General features: G+C 73.7%; 19 protein-coding genes and 1 pseudogene. 4 read left to right on the top strand and 16 right to left on the bottom strand.

Annotation, left to right across the window (positions count from 1 at the left end):
• Nucleotides 1-222 precede the first annotated feature (222 nt).
• Complete coding sequence (locus ACZ6CZ_RS23570; RefSeq protein WP_469024441.1) at nt 223-1,176, bottom strand: LysR family transcriptional regulator; 954 nt, start codon at nt 1,174-1,176, stop codon at nt 223-225.
• 71 nt (nt 1,177-1,247) lie between these two features.
• Between ACZ6CZ_RS23570 and ACZ6CZ_RS23565 the strand changes: the two are divergent.
• Nucleotides 1,248-2,471 (top strand): annotated as a pseudogene (locus ACZ6CZ_RS23565) (TDT family transporter); the annotation flags it as partial.
• Here the strand turns inward: ACZ6CZ_RS23565 and ACZ6CZ_RS23560 are convergent.
• Both ACZ6CZ_RS23560 and ACZ6CZ_RS23555 read right to left on the bottom strand, forming a co-directional pair.
• Nucleotides 2,386-3,171 carry a helical backbone metal receptor gene (locus ACZ6CZ_RS23560; protein ID WP_469024438.1) on the bottom strand — a complete coding sequence of 262 codons (786 nt, stop codon included), beginning with the start codon at nt 3,169-3,171 and terminating at the stop codon, nt 2,386-2,388. The pseudogene ACZ6CZ_RS23565 and the gene ACZ6CZ_RS23560 overlap by 86 nt on opposite strands.
• 102 nt (nt 3,172-3,273) lie before the next feature.
• Nucleotides 3,274-3,840, bottom strand: a complete 567-nt coding sequence (locus tag ACZ6CZ_RS23555) for a helix-turn-helix domain-containing protein (RefSeq protein WP_469024435.1) — start codon at nt 3,838-3,840, stop codon at nt 3,274-3,276.
• A gap of 534 nt (nt 3,841-4,374) precedes the next feature.
• Here ACZ6CZ_RS23555 and ACZ6CZ_RS23550 point away from each other — a divergent pair.
• The 3 genes from ACZ6CZ_RS23550 (at nt 4,375) to ACZ6CZ_RS23540 (ending at nt 7,319) form a co-directional block, all read left to right on the top strand.
• Entirely contained in the window at nt 4,375-5,304 is a 930-nt protein-coding gene (locus tag ACZ6CZ_RS23550; RefSeq protein ID WP_469024662.1) for a 5'-3' exonuclease, read from the top strand.
• Nucleotides 5,305-5,429: 125 nt separating this feature from the next.
• Nucleotides 5,430-6,275, top strand: coding sequence for a siderophore-interacting protein (locus ACZ6CZ_RS23545; RefSeq protein ID WP_469024433.1), 846 nt, complete (start codon nt 5,430-5,432; stop codon nt 6,273-6,275).
• 81 nt (nt 6,276-6,356) lie between these two features.
• The gene (locus ACZ6CZ_RS23540; protein WP_469024430.1) at nt 6,357-7,319 is read left to right on the top strand and encodes a pseudouridine synthase; all 963 of its coding nucleotides are present in this window, start codon (nt 6,357-6,359) and stop codon (nt 7,317-7,319) included.
• A gap of 17 nt (nt 7,320-7,336) precedes the next feature.
• On the opposite strand, the gene ACZ6CZ_RS23535 is transcribed toward ACZ6CZ_RS23540, so the two are convergent.
• The 13 genes from ACZ6CZ_RS23535 to ACZ6CZ_RS23475 form a co-directional block, all read right to left on the bottom strand.
• Nucleotides 7,337-8,845 (bottom strand): cytochrome P450, encoded by a 1,509-nt coding sequence (locus ACZ6CZ_RS23535; RefSeq protein WP_469024428.1) that lies wholly within the window; start codon nt 8,843-8,845, stop codon nt 7,337-7,339.
• A gap of 65 nt (nt 8,846-8,910) precedes the next feature.
• The gene (locus tag ACZ6CZ_RS23530; protein ID WP_469024425.1) at nt 8,911-9,531 is read right to left on the bottom strand and encodes a GTP-binding protein; all 621 of its coding nucleotides are present in this window, start codon (nt 9,529-9,531) and stop codon (nt 8,911-8,913) included.
• Nucleotides 9,512-9,946, bottom strand: coding sequence for a DUF742 domain-containing protein (locus ACZ6CZ_RS23525; RefSeq protein WP_469024422.1), 435 nt, complete (start codon nt 9,944-9,946; stop codon nt 9,512-9,514). The genes ACZ6CZ_RS23530 and ACZ6CZ_RS23525 overlap by 20 nt, the downstream gene beginning before the upstream one ends.
• Nucleotides 9,943-10,350: a roadblock/LC7 domain-containing protein gene (locus ACZ6CZ_RS23520; RefSeq protein ID WP_469024419.1), complete on the bottom strand. Its 408-nt coding sequence runs from the start codon at nt 10,348-10,350 to the stop codon at nt 9,943-9,945. The genes ACZ6CZ_RS23525 and ACZ6CZ_RS23520 overlap by 4 nt, the downstream gene beginning before the upstream one ends.
• Nucleotides 10,347-11,978, bottom strand: coding sequence for an ATP-binding protein (locus ACZ6CZ_RS23515; protein ID WP_469024416.1), 1,632 nt, complete (start codon nt 11,976-11,978; stop codon nt 10,347-10,349). Before ACZ6CZ_RS23515 ends, ACZ6CZ_RS23520 begins: the two co-directional genes overlap by 4 nt.
• A 400-nt stretch (nt 11,979-12,378) precedes the next feature.
• Nucleotides 12,379-15,234: a DEAD/DEAH box helicase gene (locus ACZ6CZ_RS23510; RefSeq protein ID WP_469024414.1), complete on the bottom strand. Its 2,856-nt coding sequence runs from the start codon at nt 15,232-15,234 to the stop codon at nt 12,379-12,381.
• An 86-nt stretch (nt 15,235-15,320) separates the two neighbouring features.
• Entirely contained in the window at nt 15,321-16,271 is a 951-nt protein-coding gene (gene tatC / locus ACZ6CZ_RS23505; RefSeq protein ID WP_469024412.1) for a twin-arginine translocase subunit TatC, read from the bottom strand.
• Between the two features lie 47 nt (nt 16,272-16,318).
• Nucleotides 16,319-16,597, bottom strand: coding sequence for a Sec-independent protein translocase subunit TatA (gene tatA, locus ACZ6CZ_RS23500; RefSeq protein ID WP_469024409.1), 279 nt, complete (start codon nt 16,595-16,597; stop codon nt 16,319-16,321).
• Between the two features lie 272 nt (nt 16,598-16,869).
• Nucleotides 16,870-17,064 carry a hypothetical protein gene (locus ACZ6CZ_RS23495; protein WP_469024408.1) on the bottom strand — a complete coding sequence of 65 codons (195 nt, stop codon included), beginning with the start codon at nt 17,062-17,064 and terminating at the stop codon, nt 16,870-16,872.
• 10 nt (nt 17,065-17,074) lie between these two features.
• Entirely contained in the window at nt 17,075-17,335 is a 261-nt protein-coding gene (locus tag ACZ6CZ_RS23490) for a hypothetical protein (RefSeq protein ID WP_469024659.1), read from the bottom strand.
• A 90-nt stretch (nt 17,336-17,425) separates the two neighbouring features.
• Entirely contained in the window at nt 17,426-18,457 is a 1,032-nt protein-coding gene (locus ACZ6CZ_RS23485) for a helix-turn-helix transcriptional regulator (protein ID WP_469024405.1), read from the bottom strand.
• Between the two features lie 19 nt (nt 18,458-18,476).
• Complete coding sequence (locus ACZ6CZ_RS23480; RefSeq protein WP_469024403.1) at nt 18,477-19,478, bottom strand: helix-turn-helix transcriptional regulator; 1,002 nt, start codon at nt 19,476-19,478, stop codon at nt 18,477-18,479.
• 128 nt (nt 19,479-19,606) lie between these two features.
• Nucleotides 19,607-19,987: an FKBP-type peptidyl-prolyl cis-trans isomerase gene (locus ACZ6CZ_RS23475; protein ID WP_469024401.1), complete on the bottom strand. Its 381-nt coding sequence runs from the start codon at nt 19,985-19,987 to the stop codon at nt 19,607-19,609.
• Nucleotides 19,988-20,055: the final 68 nt, after the last annotated feature.

Raw genomic sequence — 20,055 nt, 5'->3', positions numbered from 1 at the left:
GACGGGCCGGTCAGGCCGGCTCGGTGGGGCGGGCACGCGTCTGGCCGGGTCGCCGGGACGGGCGCAGGTCAGGCCCGGTGGCCGGGCCGGATGGTCAGGACGGCCGCGGGTCAGGTCCCTGGACGGGACCGGCGCCGGTCAGGCCCGGTGGCCGGAACAGGCGCTGGTCAGGCCAGGGCCGGGACGGGCCGGTCAGGCCCCCTGGACGGGGACGGGCGCCGGTCAGGTCGGCTCGGTGGGGTGGGCGCGGGTGAGGGAGAGGAGGTCGCGGGCGGGGCCGGTCGGGCGGTGGCCGGTCGGCCAGACGGCGCGCAGGTCCCGGCTGAGGGCGACCCCCTCCACCGGGACGCGCACGAGCCGGCGCAGCGACAGCTCGTCGCCGACGGCGAGCTCGCTGAGCACGGCGGGACCCGCGCCGCTGACCGCCGACGCCTTGACCGCGGTGGTCGAGGACAGCTCGATCAGCGGGCGGGCCAGGCCGCCCAGGGCCGCGTCCAGGACCTGCCGCGTGCCGGAGCCCGTCTCGCGCAGGATCAGCGGCGTGGAGGCCAGTTCGGCCGCCGCGAGCGGGCGCCGGCGGCGGGCCCAGGGGTGGGCCGGCGCGGCCACGACGACCAGGCGGTCGTGGGCGATCACCACCGAGTCCAGGCCGGGCGGCACCGAGAGCCCTTCCACGAAGCCGACGTCGGCCTCGCCCGCGAGCAGCCGCTCGGCCACCGCCGCAGAGTTCCCGGCGAGCAGCGACACGGCGGTGTCCGGGCGCCGGGCCCGCAGCGCGATCAGCCAGCCGGGCAGCAGGTACTCGGCGATCGTCATGCTCGCCGCCACCCGCAGCCGGGAGTCCCGCCGGTCCCGCAGCGCCTGCGCGCCCGCGTCGAACGCCTCGGCCGCCTCGACGACCCGCCGGGCCCAGTCGGTCACCAGGGCGCCCGCGGCGGTGAGCCGGGAGCCGCGCGGCGAGCGGTCGACGAGGGCCACCCCGAGCTGGCGTTCCATGGAGCGGACGCGGCTGCTGGCGGCCGGCTGGGTGATGCCGACCTCCCGGGCCGCCGCCCCGAGGCTGCCCAGCCGGGCCACGGCGAGCAGCAGCTCCAGTGCCCCGAGATCGGGCACCCGGTGTGCCAGCGAACCCCCGGGCCGCCGCTCGTCGCCGTCACGTTCCGCCGCGCTGCTCATAAGACCAGCTTATGTGGCCATAGACGAGTACCGGCTGGTCGGGGGCGGCGCCTGCCGGAAGGGTGGCCGCCATGGTCACCGCCGCCCAGCCCGTCCAGCCCCTCCAGCCCGCTCCGCTCGACGTCCGCCGGCCCTCCGGCATCCGCCGGCCACCTCCCGTGCGCCCGCCGGCCCGCGCCGCGCGGGTGCGCCACCTCGGCCCCCACTGGTACGCCGGGGTCATGGGCACCGCGGGCGTCGCCACCGCCGGGGCCGCGCTGCCGGTGCCCGCCGGGTGGCCGCGCGCCCTGTGCACCGCCGTGTGGGCGCTGTCGCTGCTGGCACTTGCCGTACTGCTGGCGGCCCGCGCCCGGCACTGGACCCACCACGGCGACCAGGCCCGCGCCCACCTCCTCGACCCCGCGACGGCGCCCTTCCACGGCTGCGCCGCCATGGCCCTGGTCGTCGTGGGCGGCGGCGCCCTGACGGCCGGCCGGAGCCTGATCGGCACCGAGGCGGCCGTCGTCCTGGACGCCGTGCTGTTCACCGCCGGTACGGCGCTCGGGCTGGCGGTCGCCGTCGCCGTGCCGTACCTCATGGCCGTACGGCACCGGGTGGGGCCCGGGGACGCGACGCCCGTGTGGCTGCTGGCGCTGGTGCCGCCCATGGTGTCGGCCGCGCTCGGACCGCTGCTGGTGGCGCACCTGCCGCCCGGCCTGCCCCGGCAGATCCTGCTGCTGCTGTGCGTGTCCCTGTTCGGGCTCAGCCTCCTGGCGACACTGCTGATCCTGCCCCTGGTCTTCGCCCGGCTGCTCACCGGCGGCCCGCTGCCGCTCGCCCCGACCCCGGCCCTGTTCCTGGTCCTCGGCCCGCTGGGGCAGTCCACGACCGCCGCCGGGATGTTCGCCGACACCGCCCCCGGTGTCCTGCCGGCCGCATGGGACCGCGTCCTCGGCGTCGTCGCCGTGCTCTACGGGGTGCCGGTCATGGGCTTCGCGCTGCTGTGGCTGGGCATGGCGACCGCGCACGTGGTGCGGGCCCGGCGGCGCGGCATGCGCTTCTCGCTGAGCTGGTGGTCGTTCACCTTCCCCGTCGGCACCTGCGTCACCGGCTGCGCCGCCCTCGCCCGGCACACCGGGCTCGCCGCCTACGGCGTCCTGGCCGCCCTCCTGTACGGCGGGCTCGTCGCGGCCTGGCTCGCGGTGGCCGCCGCGACGGTACGCGCGCTGGTCAGCGGCGAGCTGCCCGCAGCGCCCGCGCCAGCACCCGCGGCGCCTCGGCCAGGGACGGGCCGTACCAGGTCAGATGCCGCCCGCAGACCAGCGCGCAGGGCAGCCCGGGAAACGCCTCCGGGCCGTCGCCGGCCGTGAACCGGTAGGGCTCGTCCGGCAGCACCACGAGGTCGGGGGCGACGGCCCGCAGCTCGTCGAGGGGGACGCGCGGGTAGCGCTCGGCGTGAGCGGCGTAGAGGTGGTCCACGCCCAGGCGGGCCAGCACGTCACCGGCGAAGGTGTCCCGGCCCAGCACCATCCACGGACGCCGCCAGACAGGCACCACCGCCGTCACCCGGGCCGCGGGCCCGCCCAGGACCTGGTGCGCCGACCAGGCCGCCTCGGCGTCGTCCAGCCAGCCCGGCCGGCCCGCCGCGCCGCACGCCCGCAGCACCCGGGCCAGCTCCGTGAACGCCTGCGCCACGCTGCGCACCTCGGTGACCAGCACCTCGACGCCGGCCGCGCGCAGAGCGTCCAGGTCGGGCCCGCGGTTCTCCTCCTCGTTGGCGATCACCAGGTCGGGGCGGAGAGCGAGGATCCGGTCCAGCGCGGGATTCTTGGTGCCGCCCACCCGGGTCACGTCCAGGCCGGCCGGGTGGGAGCACCAGTCGGTGGCGCCCACCAGCACCCCGGGCCGGGAGACGGCGACCGCCTCGGTGAGGGACGGGACGAGCGAGACGACCCGCGGTCCGCCGCGGCCGGCGCCGGTCGCCCGGACGGCGCGACGGTGGGACACGTGACCCATGAGGCGCCTAGCTCCTGTCGTTCGGATCATGCCGGCGTCGCGGGGCTCGGGTCGGCCGAACGGCGCAGTTCCGCTCAGCCGACCTGATCCGAACGACAGGCCCTAGCGCGAGCGGTCCTGGACCGCCTCGATGTGCTCGGCGACCGCGACGATGATCACCCGGGTGTCGGGGACCGTGGCCCGCCAGCGGTGGCGGACCCCGCCGGTCAGATAGAGGGTGTCGCCGCGGCCGAGCCGGTAGGCGCGGCCCTCCGCCTCGATCTCCACCGCCCCGTCGGCGACGTACAGCAGCTCGTCGTTGCGGTGCTGGAACTCCCGGCCCGCGTCGTGGTCGCCGGTGAACTCCGAGGCGTGCAACTGGTGGTGGCCGCGCACCAGAGAGCGTACGCGGGGCGCGAAGTCGGCTTCGCCGGCCTCACCGCGTACGACGTCCACGCTGGACGCCGGGTCGGCGGCGGCGAGGAGTTCCACGGCCGTGGTGCGCAGGGCGTCGGCGAGCTTCTCCAGCGAGCCCCGGCTCGGGCGGGCCCGGTCGTTCTCGACCTGGCTCAGGAAGGGCACCGACAGACCGGTGCGCTCGGCCACGACGGCGAGCGTCAGTTCCAGTGCGCGACGGCGCCGCCGGACGGCCGCGCCCACGCGCACGGGCTGTTCCTTGTGGTCGCCCATCGCTCCGGCTCCCTCCTTCGCTCGTCGTCCCGCCCTCCGAGTGCCCACGACCGGACCGATCTCCTCGGATGACTTCTCTGCACCCTACGCACCTTCGGTGAAGCGCCGCACGCGGCCGTCACATCCTCGTCGTCTCCGGCGGCCGCGACCCCCGCGGTTCACGCCAGCCGGCCGGTGCCCCGGGCCCGCCCGCGCCGGGCCGCCGCCCCGACCCGGGGCCGACGGCCGATACGGCCGACCGGTGCGCTGCGGCGCAGGTCCGGCGCGGGTCGTGGCCCTCGCGGGCGGCCGGCGCAGGCCGCGGAGCGCCGGGCGGCGCCCGGGGCACGGTGGCGGAGCGTGGTTGGCCGAATCCGTGCCGTACGGGGCGGACGGGACGGGAGGCGCTGCACGAGGTGAGCCCGGACCCGAGCCCTGCCCCGGGACGCGCGCACCGTCCGCCGCCCCGCGCCGTCCGCCGCTCCGCCCAGCACCGCACCGCCTCGCCTCGCCCCGCGCTGCGTCGGCGTCCGGCTGTCAGTGGTGTGCGGCATGATGCGAGGCGTGACCGGACGACTCATGCTCCTCGACACCGCCTCGCTCTACTTCCGCGCCTACTTCGGTGTGCCGGACTCCGTGAAGGCCCCCGACGGCACGCCGGTGAACGCCGTGCGCGGGCTGCTGGAGTTCATCGACCGGCTGGTCCGCGACCACCGGCCGGACCAGATGGTGGCCTGCATGGACGCCGACTGGCGGCCGGAGTGGCGGGTGGAGCTCATCCCCTCCTACAAGGCGCACCGGGTCGCCGCGGAGCGCGCGGACGGGCCGGACGAGGAGGAGGTGCCGGACACCCTCACCCCGCAGGTGCCCGTCATCGAGGCGGTGCTGGACGCCGTCGGCATCGCGCGCGTCGGCGTCGCCGGATACGAGGCGGACGACGTGATCGGCACCTTCACCGGGCGCGCCACCGGCCCGGTCGACATCGTCACAGGCGACCGCGACCTCTACCAGCTGGTCGACGACGAGCGCCGGGTGCGGGTGCTGTATCCCCTCAAGGGCGTCGGCTCCCTCCAGGTGACGGACGAGGCGCTGCTGCGCGAGAAGTATGGGGTGGACGGACGGGGGTACGCGGATCTCGCGCTGCTGCGCGGCGACCCGAGCGACGGCCTGCCCGGCGTGCCCGGGGTCGGGGAGAAGACGGCCGCCAGACTGCTGGCCGAGTTCGGCGACCTGGCCGGGATCCTGGCGGCGGTCGACGACCCGAGGGCGAAGCTCACGCCGACGCAGCGCAGACGGCTGACCGAGGCGCGGCCGTACCTCGCCGTCGCACCCAAGGTGGTGCGGGTGGCCGGTGACGTGCCCCTGCCGGACGTCGACCCGGTGCTGCCGCGCGCCCCGCGCGACCCGGCCGCGCTGGAGGAGCTGGCCGCGCGCTGGGGACTCGGCGGCTCCCTGCAACGACTGCTGGTCACACTGGGCACTTGACCACAAGTCCGGCGCCCGAGAGGAATATTCAAGCAAAGCGTGACGACCGCGCAGGGAAGGGAGAGGTGTCCCCACAGTGGAGAGTGTTAAGTTAGGCAATCCTAACCACTGGACAGGAGGCCGCCATGGCAGAGCGCCCGGGCCGGAAGCCGCGTAAGTCCCGTACCGCCCAGGTGGTGCGCACCGAGAGGCTGACGCCGCACATGCAGCGCGTCGTGCTCGGCGGCGCCGGCCTCGCCGACTTCGCCGCGGACACCTGCACCGATCATTACGTCAAGCTGCTGTTCGGCCCCCCGGGCGTGACCTACCCGGAACCCTTCGACCTGGAGCTGATCCGCGCCGAGTTCCCGCGCGAGCAGTGGCCGGTGACCCGGACGTACACCGTGCGCGCCTGGGACGCCGAACACCAGGAGCTGACCCTCGACTTCGTCATCCACGGCGACGAGGGCCTGGCCGGACCGTGGGCGGCGCGGGTGCGACCCGGCGAGAGCGTGCGGTTCATGGGCCCCGGTGGCGCCTACACCCCGGACCCGGACGCCGACTGGCATCTGCTCGCCGGCGACGAGAGCGCACTGCCCGCCATCGCCCGTTCCCTGGAGGCGCTGCCCGCCGGCGCCCGGGCGCACGCCTTCATCGAGGTGTCGGGCCCCGAGGAGGAGCAGAAGATCGACTCCGACGTGGACGTCGTCTGGCTGCACCGCGGCGGGCGCCCGGTGGGCGAGGCGCTGCTCGAGGCCGTCCGGGCGCTCGCGTTCCCGGAGGGCCGCCTGCACGCCTTCGTGCACGGCGAGGCGGGCTTCGTGAAGGAGCTGCGCCGGCTGCTGCGGGTGGAGCGCGGTTTCCCGCGCGAGGACCTGTCGATCTCCGGCTACTGGCGCACGGGCCACGACGAGGACGGCTGGCAGGCGTCCAAGCGGGAGTGGAACGCCCGCATCGAGGCCGAGCAGGAGGGCGGCGAGGCCGCCGCCTGAAATCCGCCCGTCCTGGCCGGTGAGGGCAGCGGTGCCCGCCGGCCGGGGGTATCGGGCCGGCGCCTCGTAGGCTGGGCCGTCATGCGACGCAAGACCCCCGTACCGCCCTCCCCGCTGCCCCAGCGCCACGGGGTCGACGCCGTGCGCGTGCGGCTGCCCCGGTCGGACGCCTGGGCGACGGTGGGCGCACACCTGCGGGAGCGGCTCTCGGGCGCCGGGCCCGGCGTGGTGGACGCGATGCTGGACGCGGGCCTGGTCGTCGGGGCCGACGGACGGCCGGTGGCGCCGGACGCGCCCTACGTACCGGGCCTGTTCCTGTGGTTCCACCGGGAGCTGCGCCCCGAGGTGGCGGTGCCCTTCCCGGTGGAGGTGGTCTACCGGGACGCGCACATCGTCGTCGCCGACAAGCCGCACTTCCTCGCCACCACCCCGCGCGGCAGCCACGTCACCGAGACCGCGCTGGCCCGGCTCCGCCGCGAGCTGGGCGTGCCGGAGCTGTCCGCGGCGCACCGCCTGGACCGGCTCACCGCCGGGCTGGTGCTGTTCACGGTGCGTCCCGAGGAGCGCGGCGCGTACCAGACGCTGTTCCGCGACCGGCTGGTGCGCAAGGAGTACGAGGCCGTCGCGCCCCACGAGCCCGGGCTCGCCCTGCCTCGTACCGTGCGCAGCCGCATCCTGAAGGAGCGCGGGGTGCCGGCCGCCCGCGAGGTGCCGGGCGAGCCGAACGCGGTGACCGAGGTACGGGCGGCCGGGCACCGGGGCGGCCTGGGCCGCTACCTGCTCGTGCCCGCCACCGGGCAGACCCATCAGCTGCGCGTCCACCTGAGCGCGCTGGGCGTGCCCATCCTCGGCGATCCGCTGTACCCGGAGGTGACCGGCCCCGTGCCGGCCGGTGACTTCCGGTGCCCGCTGCAACTGCTCGCGCGCGGGCTGGAGTTCACCGATCCGGTCACGGGCCTTGAGCACCGGTTCCGCAGTGCGCGGGAGCTGGCGGCGTGGTCCTCCCCCGAGGAGTGGGACGCGGCCGGCGCGCGCGGCCGGTGACCCTGCCACGCCCGCGGTCAGTGACCCTGCCACCAGCGGCGCAGCCGCTGCCAGACACCCCGGGGCGGCGCCGCCTCCGCGGCGGCGGGTACGGCGGCGGGGGCCGGCGGGGCGGCCGGGGCGGGCACCGGGTAGGCGGCCGGCGGAACGGCCGGGACGGGGGCGGAGGCCGCGCGGACCGTGCTGATCTGCCACTCGGGCCGCTGCGGCGGGATGGGCACCGGACTCGGTGACTGCATCACGTCCTGCTGCGGCTTCGGCTCGAACCGCACCGGCAGCGCCACGAGTTGCCGGGAGGCGATCGAGGACCGCCAGGTCAGCTCGTCCTCGTCGCAGTCGAGCTGGACGTCCGGCAGCCGGGTCAGCAGCGCGTCCACACCCACGTCGGCGATGGCGCGGCCGATGTCCTGGCCCGGGCATTCGTGCGGTCCGCCGCCGAAGGCCAGGTGGGAGCGGTTGCCCTGCATGTTGGCCGACAGGTCGGGGCGCACCCGGGGGTCGACGTTGCCGGGGGCCGGGGCGAACAGCAGCCCGTCGCCCTTGCGGATGCGCTGGCCGCCCAGCTCCGTGTCCTGCTTGGCGAAGTAGCCGAGGACGGTGCTGAACGGCGGCTCGTCCCACAGCGACTGCTCGACCGCCTCCGGCACCGTCATCTGCCCGCCGTTGAGCTGGGCGCGGAAGCCGGGCTCGGTGAGGACCATGCGCAGCGCGTTGGCGAGGAGGTTGGCGGTGGCCTCGTAGGCGGCGAACAGCACGAGCCGGAGGTGTTCGCGGACCTCGTCGTCGGTGAGCCGGGCGGGGTGGGCGATGAGGTGGCTGGTGAAGTCCTCCTCCGGGCAGGAGCGGCGCAGGGCGGTGAGCCGGCCGAGGGCGTCCATGACGTACGCGTGGCTGGCGATGGCCGTCTCGGTGCCCTTGAGCGCGTCGCGGGCCGCCCGCACCATGCGGTCGTCGTACTCCTCGGGCATGCCGAGGACGGCGCAGATGACCGCCATCGGCAGGTGGTCGGAGAACTGGGAGACCAGATCGGCCCGGCCCTCCTCGCAGAACTCGTTGACCAGCCGCTGCGTGGAACGGCCGATGTGGCGGCGGATGCCGCGGTGGTCGATGGTCGACATGGCGCCGGTGACCGCGGCCCGCAGCCGCTGGTGCTCGTCGCCCTCGGCGTGCGAGCAGATGGGCTGCCAGGCGATGTGCGGCATGAGCGGGTGGTCGGGCTTGACCATGCCCTCGCGCAGCGGGGTCCAGATGCGGCTGTCCCGGGTGAACAGGGAGGGGCTGCGGACCATGCGCAGGTTCTCGGTGTGCCCGAGGACCACCCACACGGGTACGTCCTCGTGGAGCAGCGCGGGCGCCACGGGGCCGTGCTCCTCGCGCAGCCGCTCGTAGAGGTCGCCCAGGTCGTCCGCCTGGGGGCCGTGGAGCCGGCGCAGCCCGCCGGGGCCGAGGCCGTGCGCCGGGCAGCCGGGTGGCGGTCCTGGCGCGAGGTCGTCCGTACCGGTCAGGGACTGGGATTCAGGCGTCACAGTGGTAGCTCCGGAACTGAATGGGGGTCCGAGGTGAGGGGGTGAGGCGTCGGTGGGGGCGGTCGTCAGCCGAGGGCGCCGGTCAGGGACAGGGAGTGCAGGAAGCGCACCAGGGTCGTCAGCACGTCCCGGCTGGAGGCCCGGCGGCGCACGTCGCACTCGACGAGCGGGATCTCCGGGGCCAGGTCCAGCGCCGCGCGCAGCTCCTCCATGGGGTAACCGGGGGCGTCGGGAAAGGTGTTGATGGCGACGACGAAGGGCACACCGCGCTCCTCCAGCCGTCCCATGACCTCGAAGCTGACCTCCAGGCGGCGGGTGTCGACCAGGACGACCGCGCCGAGCGCACCCTCGAACAGGCCGTTCCACAGGAACCAGAAGCGTTCCTGGCCGGGGGTGCCGAAGAGGTAGAGCACCAGCTGGTCGGTGATGCTGATGCGGCCGAAGTCCATCGCCACGGTGGTGGCGGTCTTCGACTCGGAGCCGTAGTCGTCGTCGACGCCGACCCCGGCCTGGGTCATGGTCTCCTCCGTGGTCAGCGGTCTGATCTCGCTGACCGACCCGACCATCGTGGTCTTGCCGACCCCGAAGCCGCCCACGATCACGATCTTCACCGCGGCCTCGGCCGTGTGCGGCAGGTGGTCCTCGGCGCGTGGACCGGGGAGGAGGTCAGAGCTTTTGAAGTCCATGCATCACCGCTTCGAGGAGTGAACGGTCGGGGAGCGCCTGACGGACGATCGGGGCGCGCGCCTGCACCATTTCGGCCGTGATCAGCTCGGTGATCAGTACCGTCATCGCACTGAACGGCAGGTTCAGGTAGGCCGAGAGTTCGGCCACGGACAGGGGGGCCGTGCACAGCCGCACCAGCGCCGCCTGTTCGGGCGCGAGGGACGGCGGGGGGTCGGCGCGCGCCACGATCAGGGTGACCAGGTCGAGTTCGGCCCGTCCGCCGTCGGTGCCGGTGATGACGTACAGTCGCTCGGGGTTCTTGCGCTCGCCCTTGCCGTCCGCCTTCTCGCCCCCGGCGCCGTCTCCCGGCGGGGAGTACGGCGGGTGGGGCGGCTCGCTCCTCGGCTGTCGCCGTCTGCGTTGCGGAGGAGTCATACGGTCTGCCCGTTCCGCCGGGGCGGACTGGTGAGGTGGGCGCCGATCCGGACGACGAGGTCGCGCATGCTGTGGCTCATCCGGCCGGGCTCGCAGACCACGTCGGCGAGGACGGCCAGGTAGGCGTTGGCGCCGGCGGCCATGAGGTAGAAGTAGCCGCCGTCGATCTCGATCACGACCAGCTTCATGTCGCCGTCGCTGCCCGGCAGTTCCTGGGCGACGGCGCCCGCGAGGCTCTGCACGCCGGCGCAGGCGGCGGCGAGGCGGTCGGCGGCGTCGGGGTCGCCGCCGTAGCGGGCGATGCGCAGACCGTCGGCGGAGAGCACGACGATCATCTGGATGCCCGGGACGCCGTCCGACAGTTCCTTGAGCATCCAGTCGAAGTTGGCTCGCTGCTGGATCACGTGAGGTTCCCCTCGTCGTCGGCCTCGCTGGGGGCCGGCTTCTCGATCAGGTGCAGGTATGCGGTGGGGTCGCGGGTGAAGTCGGTCGGGTGGACGCCCGGGTTGTCCTTCTTCAGGCCCTCCCAGAAGGCGTCGACCCAGAGCCCCGGTTCGCGCTCGCGCTGCTTCTGCCGCTCGGGGTCGGTCTCCGGCTCGGACCGGGTCTGCGACCAGATGGTCGGCCGGCCCTCGCGCTCGGCGCGCTCGATGGCGGCCTGTTCGGCGTAGCGCACACTGAGCGGGGTCTTCATCTTGCTGCGCCGCTGCGGCAGTCCGCCCGCCGTCCACTCGGTGACCTCGGGGACGTCGTCCTCCATGGAGACCCCGGCGGGGATGCGCGGGCTGGTGGGCCGGCGCTTCTTGGGCGGGCGCTTGGGGCCCTCCACGGCGCCGAGTTCGGCCTTGGGCACGGCGGTGGCGCCGATGCCGTGCGCGAGGCCCGGGGCGGGTTCGGTGGTCATCATGGTGCTGGGCACGATGAGCACGGCGCGGACCCCGCCGTACGCGGAGGCGCGCAGGGAGACCTGCATGTCGTACGTCCGGCACAGCCGGCCCACGACGGCGAGGCCGAGGCGCGGGTTCTCGCCGAGGTTCTGCAGGTCGACGCCCGCCTTGGCCTCCTCCAGCATGCTCTCGATGCGGGTGCGGGCCTCCTCGTTGAGGCTGACGCCGCCGTCCTCGATCTCGATGGCGACGCCAGTCTGCACCTCGACGGCCGTGACGTGCACCTTGGTGTGCGGCGGCGAGTAGCGGGTGGCGTTGTCCAGGAGTTCCGCGGCGGCGTGGATGACCGGCTCGACGGCGGTGCCCTTGATGTTGACCTGGGCGATGGAGTGCAGCTCGATGCGGCGGTACTCCAGGATGCGCGACATGGCGCCGCGCAGCACGCTGTACAGGGCCACGGGGTTGGGCCACTGGCGGCCGGGGCGGCCGCCGCCCAGGACGGAGATGGAGTCGGCCAGGCGGCCGATCAGCGCGGTGCCGTGGTCCAGGCGGAGCAGGTCGTCGAAGACCTCGGGGTTGCGGCCGTGGTCCTCCTCCATCTCCCGCAGCTCGTTGGCCTGCTGGTGGACGATGGCCTGCACGCGCCGGGCGATGTTGACGAAGGAGCGCTCCGTCGCGTCACGCATCGTGATCTCGTGGTCGACGGTCTTGAGCACCGTGCGCACCAGGTCGCGCTGCTCCTCGGGCATCTCGCGCAGTTCGGGGCTGGCGTCGACAACGTTGAGCATCACCTCCCTGGGCGATTCTCCGGTGTACAGCCGGTGCAGCGCGATGGGGACCACCTCGGTGGTCAGGCGCACCAGTTCGGCGTCGTGGGCGGCGAGGCGCCGCTCGAGGTGTCCGGCGTGCCGGGCGTGTTCGGCCCGGGCGGCCCTGAGGTCCCGGGTGCGGCGCAGTGCCTCGGCGGCGGTCGCGAGGACCAGCAGGGTGGCGACGGCTCCGCACCAGCCGACGGCCGGGCGGGCCGCCGGCGCGACCAGGGCGACGGCCGCGCCGGTCGCCGCGGCCATCACGGCGGCCGGCAGCGACAGCCTGCGCGTCAGGGGGAGTTCGCGGCCACCGGGAGGCGATTGAACACTCACCATGTATGCCCTCTGTGACGAATCGGGGGGGTGTCGGGGGACGGTGCGGGGGGAAGGATCATGACGTGTCGGGATCTTCCGCATGAGGGGGAACAGACGCCCGAATTCACCTCAACTCGGTGCGCCGCGGGCGAGCTTAGTCCGACCGGATCATCGCCGTGTCATATTCGGCAAGCACCTGAAATCGCCCCTGGGACAGGAGTAACCTCTGCCCCATTTACACGCACGGCTCCCATTCGCACACGGTGGGTGACGGCGCGCGGGCGTGCGAAACTCACTCACCGTGACGGGTGAACCGGCTCCTCCACCGGCGGCCCGCCGTGCGTCACAGGCCCCCGGCCCGTTACGCCGCCGGCCCGCACGCCGAGGGCGTGCGGGCCGGACGGGACGGGCCGGGCGGGGGTCAGCCCACGGACGAGTAGGCCACCACGCCCCGCAGCAGCTGGTCGACGGCCTTGCGGGCCGCCTTGGCGACGCCCGAGCCCTCCCCCGCGGGCGCCGCCGCGGCGATCTGCCCGAGCACGTCGATCACCTGCTTGCACCACCGTACGAAGTCCCCCGCGGGCATCTCCGCCTCGCGCAGCACCTCGTCCAGCCCCTTGCCGGAGGCCCACATGTAGGCGGCCCAGGCGAAGCCGAGGTCCGGCTCGCGCTGGCCGACACCCTCGGTCTGGTTGATCCGGAAGTCCTCCTCCAGGGCGTCCAGCCGCCCCCAGATCCGCACCATCTCCCCGAGCGCGGCCTTCGCCTTCCCCAAGGGCAGCTTGGGTGCCATCGCGTCGTCGCTGGAGCGTGCCTCGTAGACCAGCGCCGAGACGCAGGCGGCGAGTTCGGCGGGGCCGAGGCCCTCCCAGACCCGCTCGCGCAGGCATTCGCTGGCCAGCAGGTCCAGTTCGCCGTAGAGCCGGGCGAGCCGTCTGCCGTCCTCGGTGACCTCGTTGCCGCGCAGGTAGTCCAGCTCGGTCAGCAGGGCGACGATCCGGTCGAAGGTCCGCGCGATGGTGTTGGTCCGGCCCTCGATCCGGCGCTCCAGCTGCGAGGTGTCCCGCATCAGCCGGTGGTAGCGCTCGGCCCAGCGGGCGTGGTCCTCACGGTCGTCGCACCCGTGGCAGGGGTGCGCGCGGATCGCGGTGCGCAGCCGGGCGATCTCCCGGTCGTCGGCGGCCTGGGCGCGCTTCTTGCGGACCCGGTCGGGCGGGATGTGCCCGGCCTTGGTGCGCAGCGCGGAGGCGAGGTCGCGACGGGACTGCGGGGAGCGGGCGTTGAAGTTCTTCGGGATCCGCATCCGCTCCAGCGCCTCGACGGGCACCGGGAAGTCGATCGACGCCAGCCGCTTCACCTGCCGTTCGGCGGTCAGCACCAGCGGGCGCGGGCCGTCGTGGGCGTCGAAGCCGCGGTACCCGTTGGACCGGCCGGCCGGCAGCCCCGGGTCCAGCACCAGCGCCAGGCCCGCGTACTTGCCGGTCGGGACGTGGATGACGTCGCCCGGCTTGAGCTTCTCCAGGGCGACGGCGGCCTCCGCCCGGCGTTCGGAGGCGCCCTGCCGGGCCAGCTCGGTCTCGCGGTCCTTCAGCTCGCGGCGCAGCCGCGCGTAGTCCTCGAAGTCGCCGAGGTGGCAGGTCATGGAGGCCTTGTAGCCCTCCAGGCCCTCCTCGTTGCGCTGCACCTGCCGGGAGATGCCGACGACCGACTTGTCGGCCTGGAACTGCGCGAAGGAGGTCTCCAGCAGCTCGCGCGAGCGGTGCCGCCCGAACTGCTCGACGAGGTTGACCGCCATGTTGTACGACGGCTTGAAGCTGGAGCGCAGCGGATAGGTGCGGGTGCCCGCGAGGCCCGCCAGGTGCTCGGGGCTCATGCCGCGCTGCCACAGCACGACCGCGTGTCCCTCGATGTCGATGCCCCGCCGGCCCGCCCGGCCGGTGAGCTGCGTGTACTCGCCGGGCGTGATGTCGGCGTGCTGCTCGCCGTTCCACTTGACGAGCTTCTCCAGCACCACCGAGCGCGCGGGCATGTTGATGCCGAGGGCGAGGGTCTCGGTGGCGAAGACGGCCTTGACCAGGCCGCGTACGAACAGCTCCTCCACGACCTCCTTGAAGGTGGGCAGCATGCCCGCGTGGTGGGCGGCGATGCCGCGCTCCAGCCCCTCCAGCCACTCGTAGTAGCCGAGGACGTGCAGGTCCTCGTGCGGGATGGAGGCGGTGCGCTCCTCGACCAGGGCGCGGACCTTCTCCCGCGCCTCCTCGTCGTTGAGCCTCAGGCCGGCGAACAGGCACTGCTGGACGGCGGCCTCGCAGGCGGCGCGGCTGAAGATGAAGGTGATGGCGGGCAGCAGGCCCTCGGCGTCGAGGCGTTCGATGACCTCGGGCCGGCTCGGCGTCCACACCCGGGAGCGCTGGCGGCGCTCCCGCTCCCGGTCGGCCTCCCGCATGGCCCGGCCTCGCCTGCGGTCCTGGTACGACGGCCGGGTCGCCTCCATGCGGGCCAGCCGGACCAGGTCGGGGTTGACGGCCTTCCGGTGGCCCTCGCCCTCCTCGAACAGGTCGTACATCCGGCGTCCGGCCAGCACGTGCTGGAACAGCGGGACGGGCCGGTGCTCGGAGACAATCACCTGGGTGTCGCCGCGGACGGTGTCCAGCCAGTCGCCGAACTCCTCGGCGTTGGAGACGGTCGCCGACAGTGACACCAGCGTCACCGACTCGGGCAGGTGGATGATCACCTCTTCCCAGACGGCGCCGCGGAAGCGGTCGGACAGGTAGTGCACCTCGTCCATGACGACGTAGCCCAGGCCCAGCAGCGTCTGCGAGCCCGCGTACAGCATGTTGCGCAGCACCTCGGTGGTCATCACGACCACCGGCGCCTCGGAGTTCACGCTGTTGTCGCCGGTGAGCAGGCCGACCTTGTCCGCGCCGTAGCGGCGGCACAGGTCGGCGTACTTCTGGTTCGACAGCGCCTTGATGGGTGTCGTGTAGAAGCACTTCTTGCCCTGCCGCAGGGCGAGGTGGACGGCGAACTCGCCCACGATCGTCTTGCCCGAGCCGGTGGGCGCGGCCACCAGCACGCCCTTGCCCGCCTCCAGTGCCTGGCAGGCCTCGATCTGGAAGGGGTCGAGGCCGAAGTCGTACATCTCGCGGAAGGAGGCGAGGGCGGTGGCCTGCTCGGCAGCCCGCCTCCGGGCTGCCGCGTACCGCTCGGCCGGTGAGAGGTCCTCTGTCATCGTGCTTTCGAGCGTACCGGGCCCGACTGACAACAGGACGATCATTATCCGGAAGCAGGGACGTCAACGGCGGATGCCCCCGTCCACGGGACGGGGGCATCGCAGGGTACGGCGGCGGGGGCGGCGGACGCTCAGGTCACGTCGTCGTAGCCGTTCACCCGGTCCGGGCCGGTCTGCTCGGGGACCCGGCCGGCCGGGACCGCCTCGACCTCGCCGATGTCCTCCGGTGTCAGATCGAGGTCGGAGGCCTCGTCGTCGGCGGGACCGGCCTCCTCCCGACGGCGCTTGCGCGCGTCGTTGACCAGCGAGAACGCCACGGCGGCGAAGTACAGCACCCAGATCGGCCCGGCCAGAGCCAGCATGGACAGCGGGTCGGTGCTGGGAGTGGCGACGGCGGCGAACACCGTGATGCCCATGATCATCGCCCGCCACCAGCCGAGCATGCGCCTACCCGTGAGCACCCCGGTGAGGTTGAGCATGATCAGCAGCAGCGGCAGTTCGAAGGAGAGCCCGAACACGATCACCATGCGCGTGACGAGCTGGAGCAGGTCGTCCAGCGGCAGCAGGTTGGCGATGCTGCCGTTCGGCGTGAAGTCGATCAGCACCTTCGCGGTGGTCGGCAGCACCTTGTACGCGAAGAAGGCACCGCCGAGGAACAGCGGCGCGCCGGTGAAGACGAAGGCGTAGGCGTACTTCTTCTCGTGCCGGTGCAGACCCGGCGCCACGAAGGCCCACAGCTGGTAGAGCCAGATCGGCGAGGCGAACACCACACCGGCCGTCAGCGACACCTGCAGGGCCAGCGTGAACGGCGCCAGCAGACCGTTGATCGTGATCTGGGCGCACGGCTCGGAACCGGCGCGGGAACGGGCCAGCTCCTCGAACGACTTCCCGCAACCGATCGAGTCGAGGATCGGCTGGGTCAGGAAGTTGATGATGTCGTTGTAGAAGAAGGCGGCGACGATCGTCACGACGACGACGGCCAGCAGGGCCTTCCCGAGCCGGTTGCGCAGCTCACGAAGGTGATCCGCGAGGGGCATCCGCCCCTCGGGATCCTTCTCCTTCTTGCGGGCAGACTTGGGCAACCCACGTCCTCATCTCGTGCGGCAGGCCGGGGGCTTCCGGCCCTGCGTCAGCGCTGGGTGGTGTCCGTCGGCTCGTTGACCGGGCGGGCGCTGGTCACGTCGCCGGGGGCCGCCTGGATGGTGCGCTGGGCGGGGGGCTGCTCGTTGGAGGCGGGCGCCTGGCCGGAGGTGCTGCCGTCTTCCTTCATCGCCTTGGCCTCGCTCTTGAGGATGCGCGCGGACTTGCCGAGCGAGCGGGCCATGTCCGGAAGCTTCTTCGCGCCGAACAGCAGGATGATGACGACGAGGATGAGAATGATCTCGGGAGCTCCGAGCCTTCCGAACATAAGTCTTTACCTTCTCACCGAGGCTGCTGGGTGGGGTGCTGTCCGACACGCCGGACATGTGTCCGAGTGATCGTGCCGGCAGCGATCGTAACGCTCACGGGTAAACGTCAGGCAATCCCCGTGCGTACTCCCGGTCCGCGGTACGGGCCTCGTTCTCCGCACCGCGACCTCGAGCGTACCTGGCCCGGTGGGCAGCATGACAGGGCGAAGTGACGCAAACCGCTTCCGCCGCCGCCGTCACAGCCGCCACACGGCTCCCGGCGCGGCGCACCTCACAGCGACTCCGCCGCACGGGCCGTGCTCACGGCCGCCCGCTCCAGGTCCTCGGCGGCCCGGTTGATGCGGCGGGTGGAGTCCGCGACCTGCTCCCCCAGGCGCCGCGCCTCCAGGAAGACCCGGACGGCGAGCACACCGAGGACGGCGAGACCCAGGAACCCCGCGGCTACCGCGAACATCGGCCAGAACATGACGCCGAGCCTAGACGGTGGAGTGCAGCCGCAGCGTTCTGACCCCGCCGCCGGTCAGCAGCTCCACGATCCGCTCACCGGCCGGCTTGCGCACCGCGGCGCCGCACTCGGGGCAGGTGAAGGAGTAGAACGTGGTCCGGCTGCTGGCACCGATGGCCAGGCGCAGGGCGCTCGCCGCCAGCTCGAACCGGCCCCGGCAGTCCGGGCAGCCCGCCCGGAACACCACGGGGACCGCTCTCCTCATCCCGGCGAAGGCGGCCGCGACCGTCATCTCCCTCGCACCCGGCACCGCAGTCTCCTCCACAGCCCTCGCCCCTCTTCCGCGTTCGTCCCCACCGCGCGGCGCCCCCGCCGGCCCGGCTCACACCGGCCGTGCGGCCGGCCCCTCGCGCACCCCGGGCGCCGCCACCGTCGGCGCGTCGTACGCCGCCAGCGCCTCGCGCGCCGCCCGGCGGGCGCTGTCGGCCAGCTCCGGCGGCGAGACGATCCGCCCGTCACCGCCGAGCCGCAGCGCCAGCCGGCGCAGGGAGGCCGGATCAGGGGTGCGCAGAGTGATACGCAGCCCGCCGTCGGGCAGTTCGACCGCGCTGTCGTGCGGGTAGTACTCGGCGACCCAGCGGCCGCCCGGACCGACCTCGATCACCACCTGCGGATCCTCGGCCGCGGGCTGCACCAGCGCCTCGGACAGATCCCGCAGCTCCATCTCCGGCGGCGCGGCCGGCTCGTCGAGGATCCTGATCTCGGCGACCCGGTCCAGGCGGAACGTGCGGCGCGCCTCGGAGCGGCGACACCACGCCTCCACGTAGGTGTGGCCGACGCTGACCAGCCGGATCGGGTCGATCTCCCGCTCGGTGACCTCGTCCCGGGCCGGCGAGTAGTAGCGGATCCACAGCCGGCGGCGCTCGGAGATCGCCCGGTCGACGTCGGCGAAGACACCGCCCTCGGACTCGAAGGTCACCGACAGCCGCGAGCTGGCGCCCGCCGCCTCCCCGGCCGCCGCCTCCACCTTGGCCGTCGCCCGCAGCAGCGCCTGCCGGTCGCCCTCCCGCAGCCCCGGCAGGGTGGACACCGCGCGGGCCGCCACCAGCAGCGCCGTCGCCTCGTCCGCGGCCAGCCGCAGCGGCTCGGCCGCCTCCTCGCCGAGCGCGGCCGGGTTGTGCCACCAGATGCGCTCGCCGTCGGTGTCGATGTCCAGCAGATCGCCGCCGCGGAAGCTGGTGCCGCACATGGGCAGCACGTCGAGGTCGGAGACCAGCTCGTCCTCGGTGATGCCGAAGGCGCGCGCGACGTCCGCGACCCGGGCACCCGGGCGCTCCCTGAGATACGTCACCAGGGAGAGCATCCGCCGGGTCTGGTCGATGGCGTTCACGGGCCTGACCGGTTTGCCTGCCACTGTCCTGCTCCGCTCCCCCTCAGCCCTTGGCCACGGCACGCAGCCGGTCCACCACGTCGGCGCGCAGCTCCGCCGGCTCCAGCACCACCACGTCCGGCCCGAACTCCACCAGCCAGGCGTCCAGCCCGTGCCCGTACGGAATCTCCAACTCGTCCCACCCGTCGCCGAGTTCCCGGACCTTCGCGGCCTTCGCCCGAAGGGGGTAGCCGGCGCCGGAGCGCAGCCGGATCAGCGCCGTACGGTCGGCGATCTCACCGGCCCAGCCCGCGACCGTCTCCCGCACCGTGACCACGTCCGGGACCGCCGCGGTGAAGCCGCTGCCGCGCGAGCGCACCTTGCCGGTGATCCGCGACAGCCGGAACACCCGCTCGGCACCCCGGTCGCGGTCGTAGCCCGCCAGGTACCAGTGCCCGCGCCAGCACTCCAGCGCCCACGGCTCGACGTGCCGGGGCTCGGGGCGGGCGGCGCTGGCCTTGCGGTAGTCGAAGAGCACCGGGCGGCGGTCGCGGCAGGCCAGCATCAGCGGCTCGAAGGCGGCCTCGTGCACCGGGATGCGCGGCTCCAGGGCGCCATGGGCCTCGTACGGGTCGACGTCCTCGGGCAGCCCGGCCGCGCGCAGCTTCTGCAGGGCGCCGCTGGCCGCGCCGGCCAGCCGGGCCTGCTGCCAGACCTTCGCGGCCAGACCCAGCGCGGCCGCCTCCTCCGCGTCGAGGGTGATGGGCGGCAGGCGGTTGCTGTCCCGCCGGGCGAGATAGCCGACCTCGCCGTCCAGGTTCTCCACCGTCTCGATGACCAGGCCCAGCTCGCGCAGGTCGTCCTTGTCCCGCTCGAACATCCGGTTGAAGGAGTCGTCGCTGCCCGCCGCGCCGCTCCCCGGCCTGGAGGCGGCACCGCTCCCCGGCCTCGAGGCCTCGACGTAGGCCTCGATGGAGTCGCGCAGCTCGCGCTTGCTGAGCGGCCGCCGCGTCCCCAGCAGGCACAGCGCCAGGTTCATCAGCCGCTCGGCCTTGGCAATGGCCATCGACGCCCTTCGCCTTTCCTATGGTGCTTCCGACCGATGACCGTACCGCTCCGCGGTGTCAGGACAAAGCCGGAACGACAACCGGGGGCCCATGCGAACAGCACGGGCCCCCGGTCGACCAGGAACGGTCAGCGCTTGGCAACGCCCACCAGGTCACAGACAAAGATCAGCGTCTCGCCCGGCGCGATCGCACGGCCGGCGCCGCGGTCGCCGTACGCCAGGCGCGCGGGGATGATCAGCTGGCGGCGGCCGCCGACCTTCATGCCCTGCACGCCCTTGTCCCAGCCCTGGATGACCTGGCCGACACCGAGCTGGAAGTCCAGCGGGGCGCCGCGGTTCCAGGAGGCGTCGAACTCCTCGCCCGTGGAGAACGCGACGCCCACGTAGTGGACCTTGACGAAGTCGCCGGCGCCGGCGATCTCGCCGTCGCCCTCCCAGATGTCCTTGATCTCGAGGTCCGCCGGGGGCTCGCCGCCCGGGAAGTCGATCTCGGGCTTGTCGATGCTCACGTCTTTGACTCCTGCTTCGTGTACGTCACGGAACCCGCACAGTCTTTCATCCCCCCGCCCCGCCGCCC

Source organism: Streptomyces sp. NPDC041135, assembly GCF_055592085.1.
The sequence above is the reverse complement of the archived record's forward strand: the minus strand, read 5'-3'. Positions and strand labels throughout refer to the sequence as shown.

Excerpts from the sequence above, each read along its gene's own strand:
- ACZ6CZ_RS23570 (WP_469024441.1), bottom strand. The coding sequence starts at position 1,176 with ATGAGCAGCGCGGCGGAACGTGACGGCGACGAGCGGCGGCCCGGGGGT.
- ACZ6CZ_RS23490 (WP_469024659.1), bottom strand. The coding sequence starts at position 17,335 with ATGACGGTCGCGGCCGCCTTCGCCGGGATGAGGAGAGCGGTCCCCGTG.
- ACZ6CZ_RS23560 (WP_469024438.1), bottom strand. The coding sequence starts at position 3,171 with ATGGGTCACGTGTCCCACCGTCGCGCCGTCCGGGCGACCGGCGCCGGC.
- ACZ6CZ_RS23515 (WP_469024416.1), bottom strand. The coding sequence starts at position 11,978 with ATGGTGAGTGTTCAATCGCCTCCCGGTGGCCGCGAACTCCCCCTGACG.
- ACZ6CZ_RS23550 (WP_469024662.1), top strand. The coding sequence starts at position 4,375 with ATGCGAGGCGTGACCGGACGACTCATGCTCCTCGACACCGCCTCGCTC.
- tatA (WP_469024409.1), bottom strand. The coding sequence starts at position 16,597 with ATGTTCGGAAGGCTCGGAGCTCCCGAGATCATTCTCATCCTCGTCGTC.
- ACZ6CZ_RS23530 (WP_469024425.1), bottom strand. The coding sequence starts at position 9,531 with ATGGACTTCAAAAGCTCTGACCTCCTCCCCGGTCCACGCGCCGAGGAC.
- ACZ6CZ_RS23540 (WP_469024430.1), top strand. The coding sequence starts at position 6,357 with ATGCGACGCAAGACCCCCGTACCGCCCTCCCCGCTGCCCCAGCGCCAC.
- ACZ6CZ_RS23495 (WP_469024408.1), bottom strand. The coding sequence starts at position 17,064 with ATGTTCTGGCCGATGTTCGCGGTAGCCGCGGGGTTCCTGGGTCTCGCC.
- ACZ6CZ_RS23545 (WP_469024433.1), top strand. The coding sequence starts at position 5,430 with ATGGCAGAGCGCCCGGGCCGGAAGCCGCGTAAGTCCCGTACCGCCCAG.
- ACZ6CZ_RS23480 (WP_469024403.1), bottom strand. The coding sequence starts at position 19,478 with ATGGCCATTGCCAAGGCCGAGCGGCTGATGAACCTGGCGCTGTGCCTG.
- ACZ6CZ_RS23510 (WP_469024414.1), bottom strand. The coding sequence starts at position 15,234 with ATGATCGTCCTGTTGTCAGTCGGGCCCGGTACGCTCGAAAGCACGATG.
- ACZ6CZ_RS23525 (WP_469024422.1), bottom strand. The coding sequence starts at position 9,946 with ATGACTCCTCCGCAACGCAGACGGCGACAGCCGAGGAGCGAGCCGCCC.
- ACZ6CZ_RS23555 (WP_469024435.1), bottom strand. The coding sequence starts at position 3,840 with ATGGGCGACCACAAGGAACAGCCCGTGCGCGTGGGCGCGGCCGTCCGG.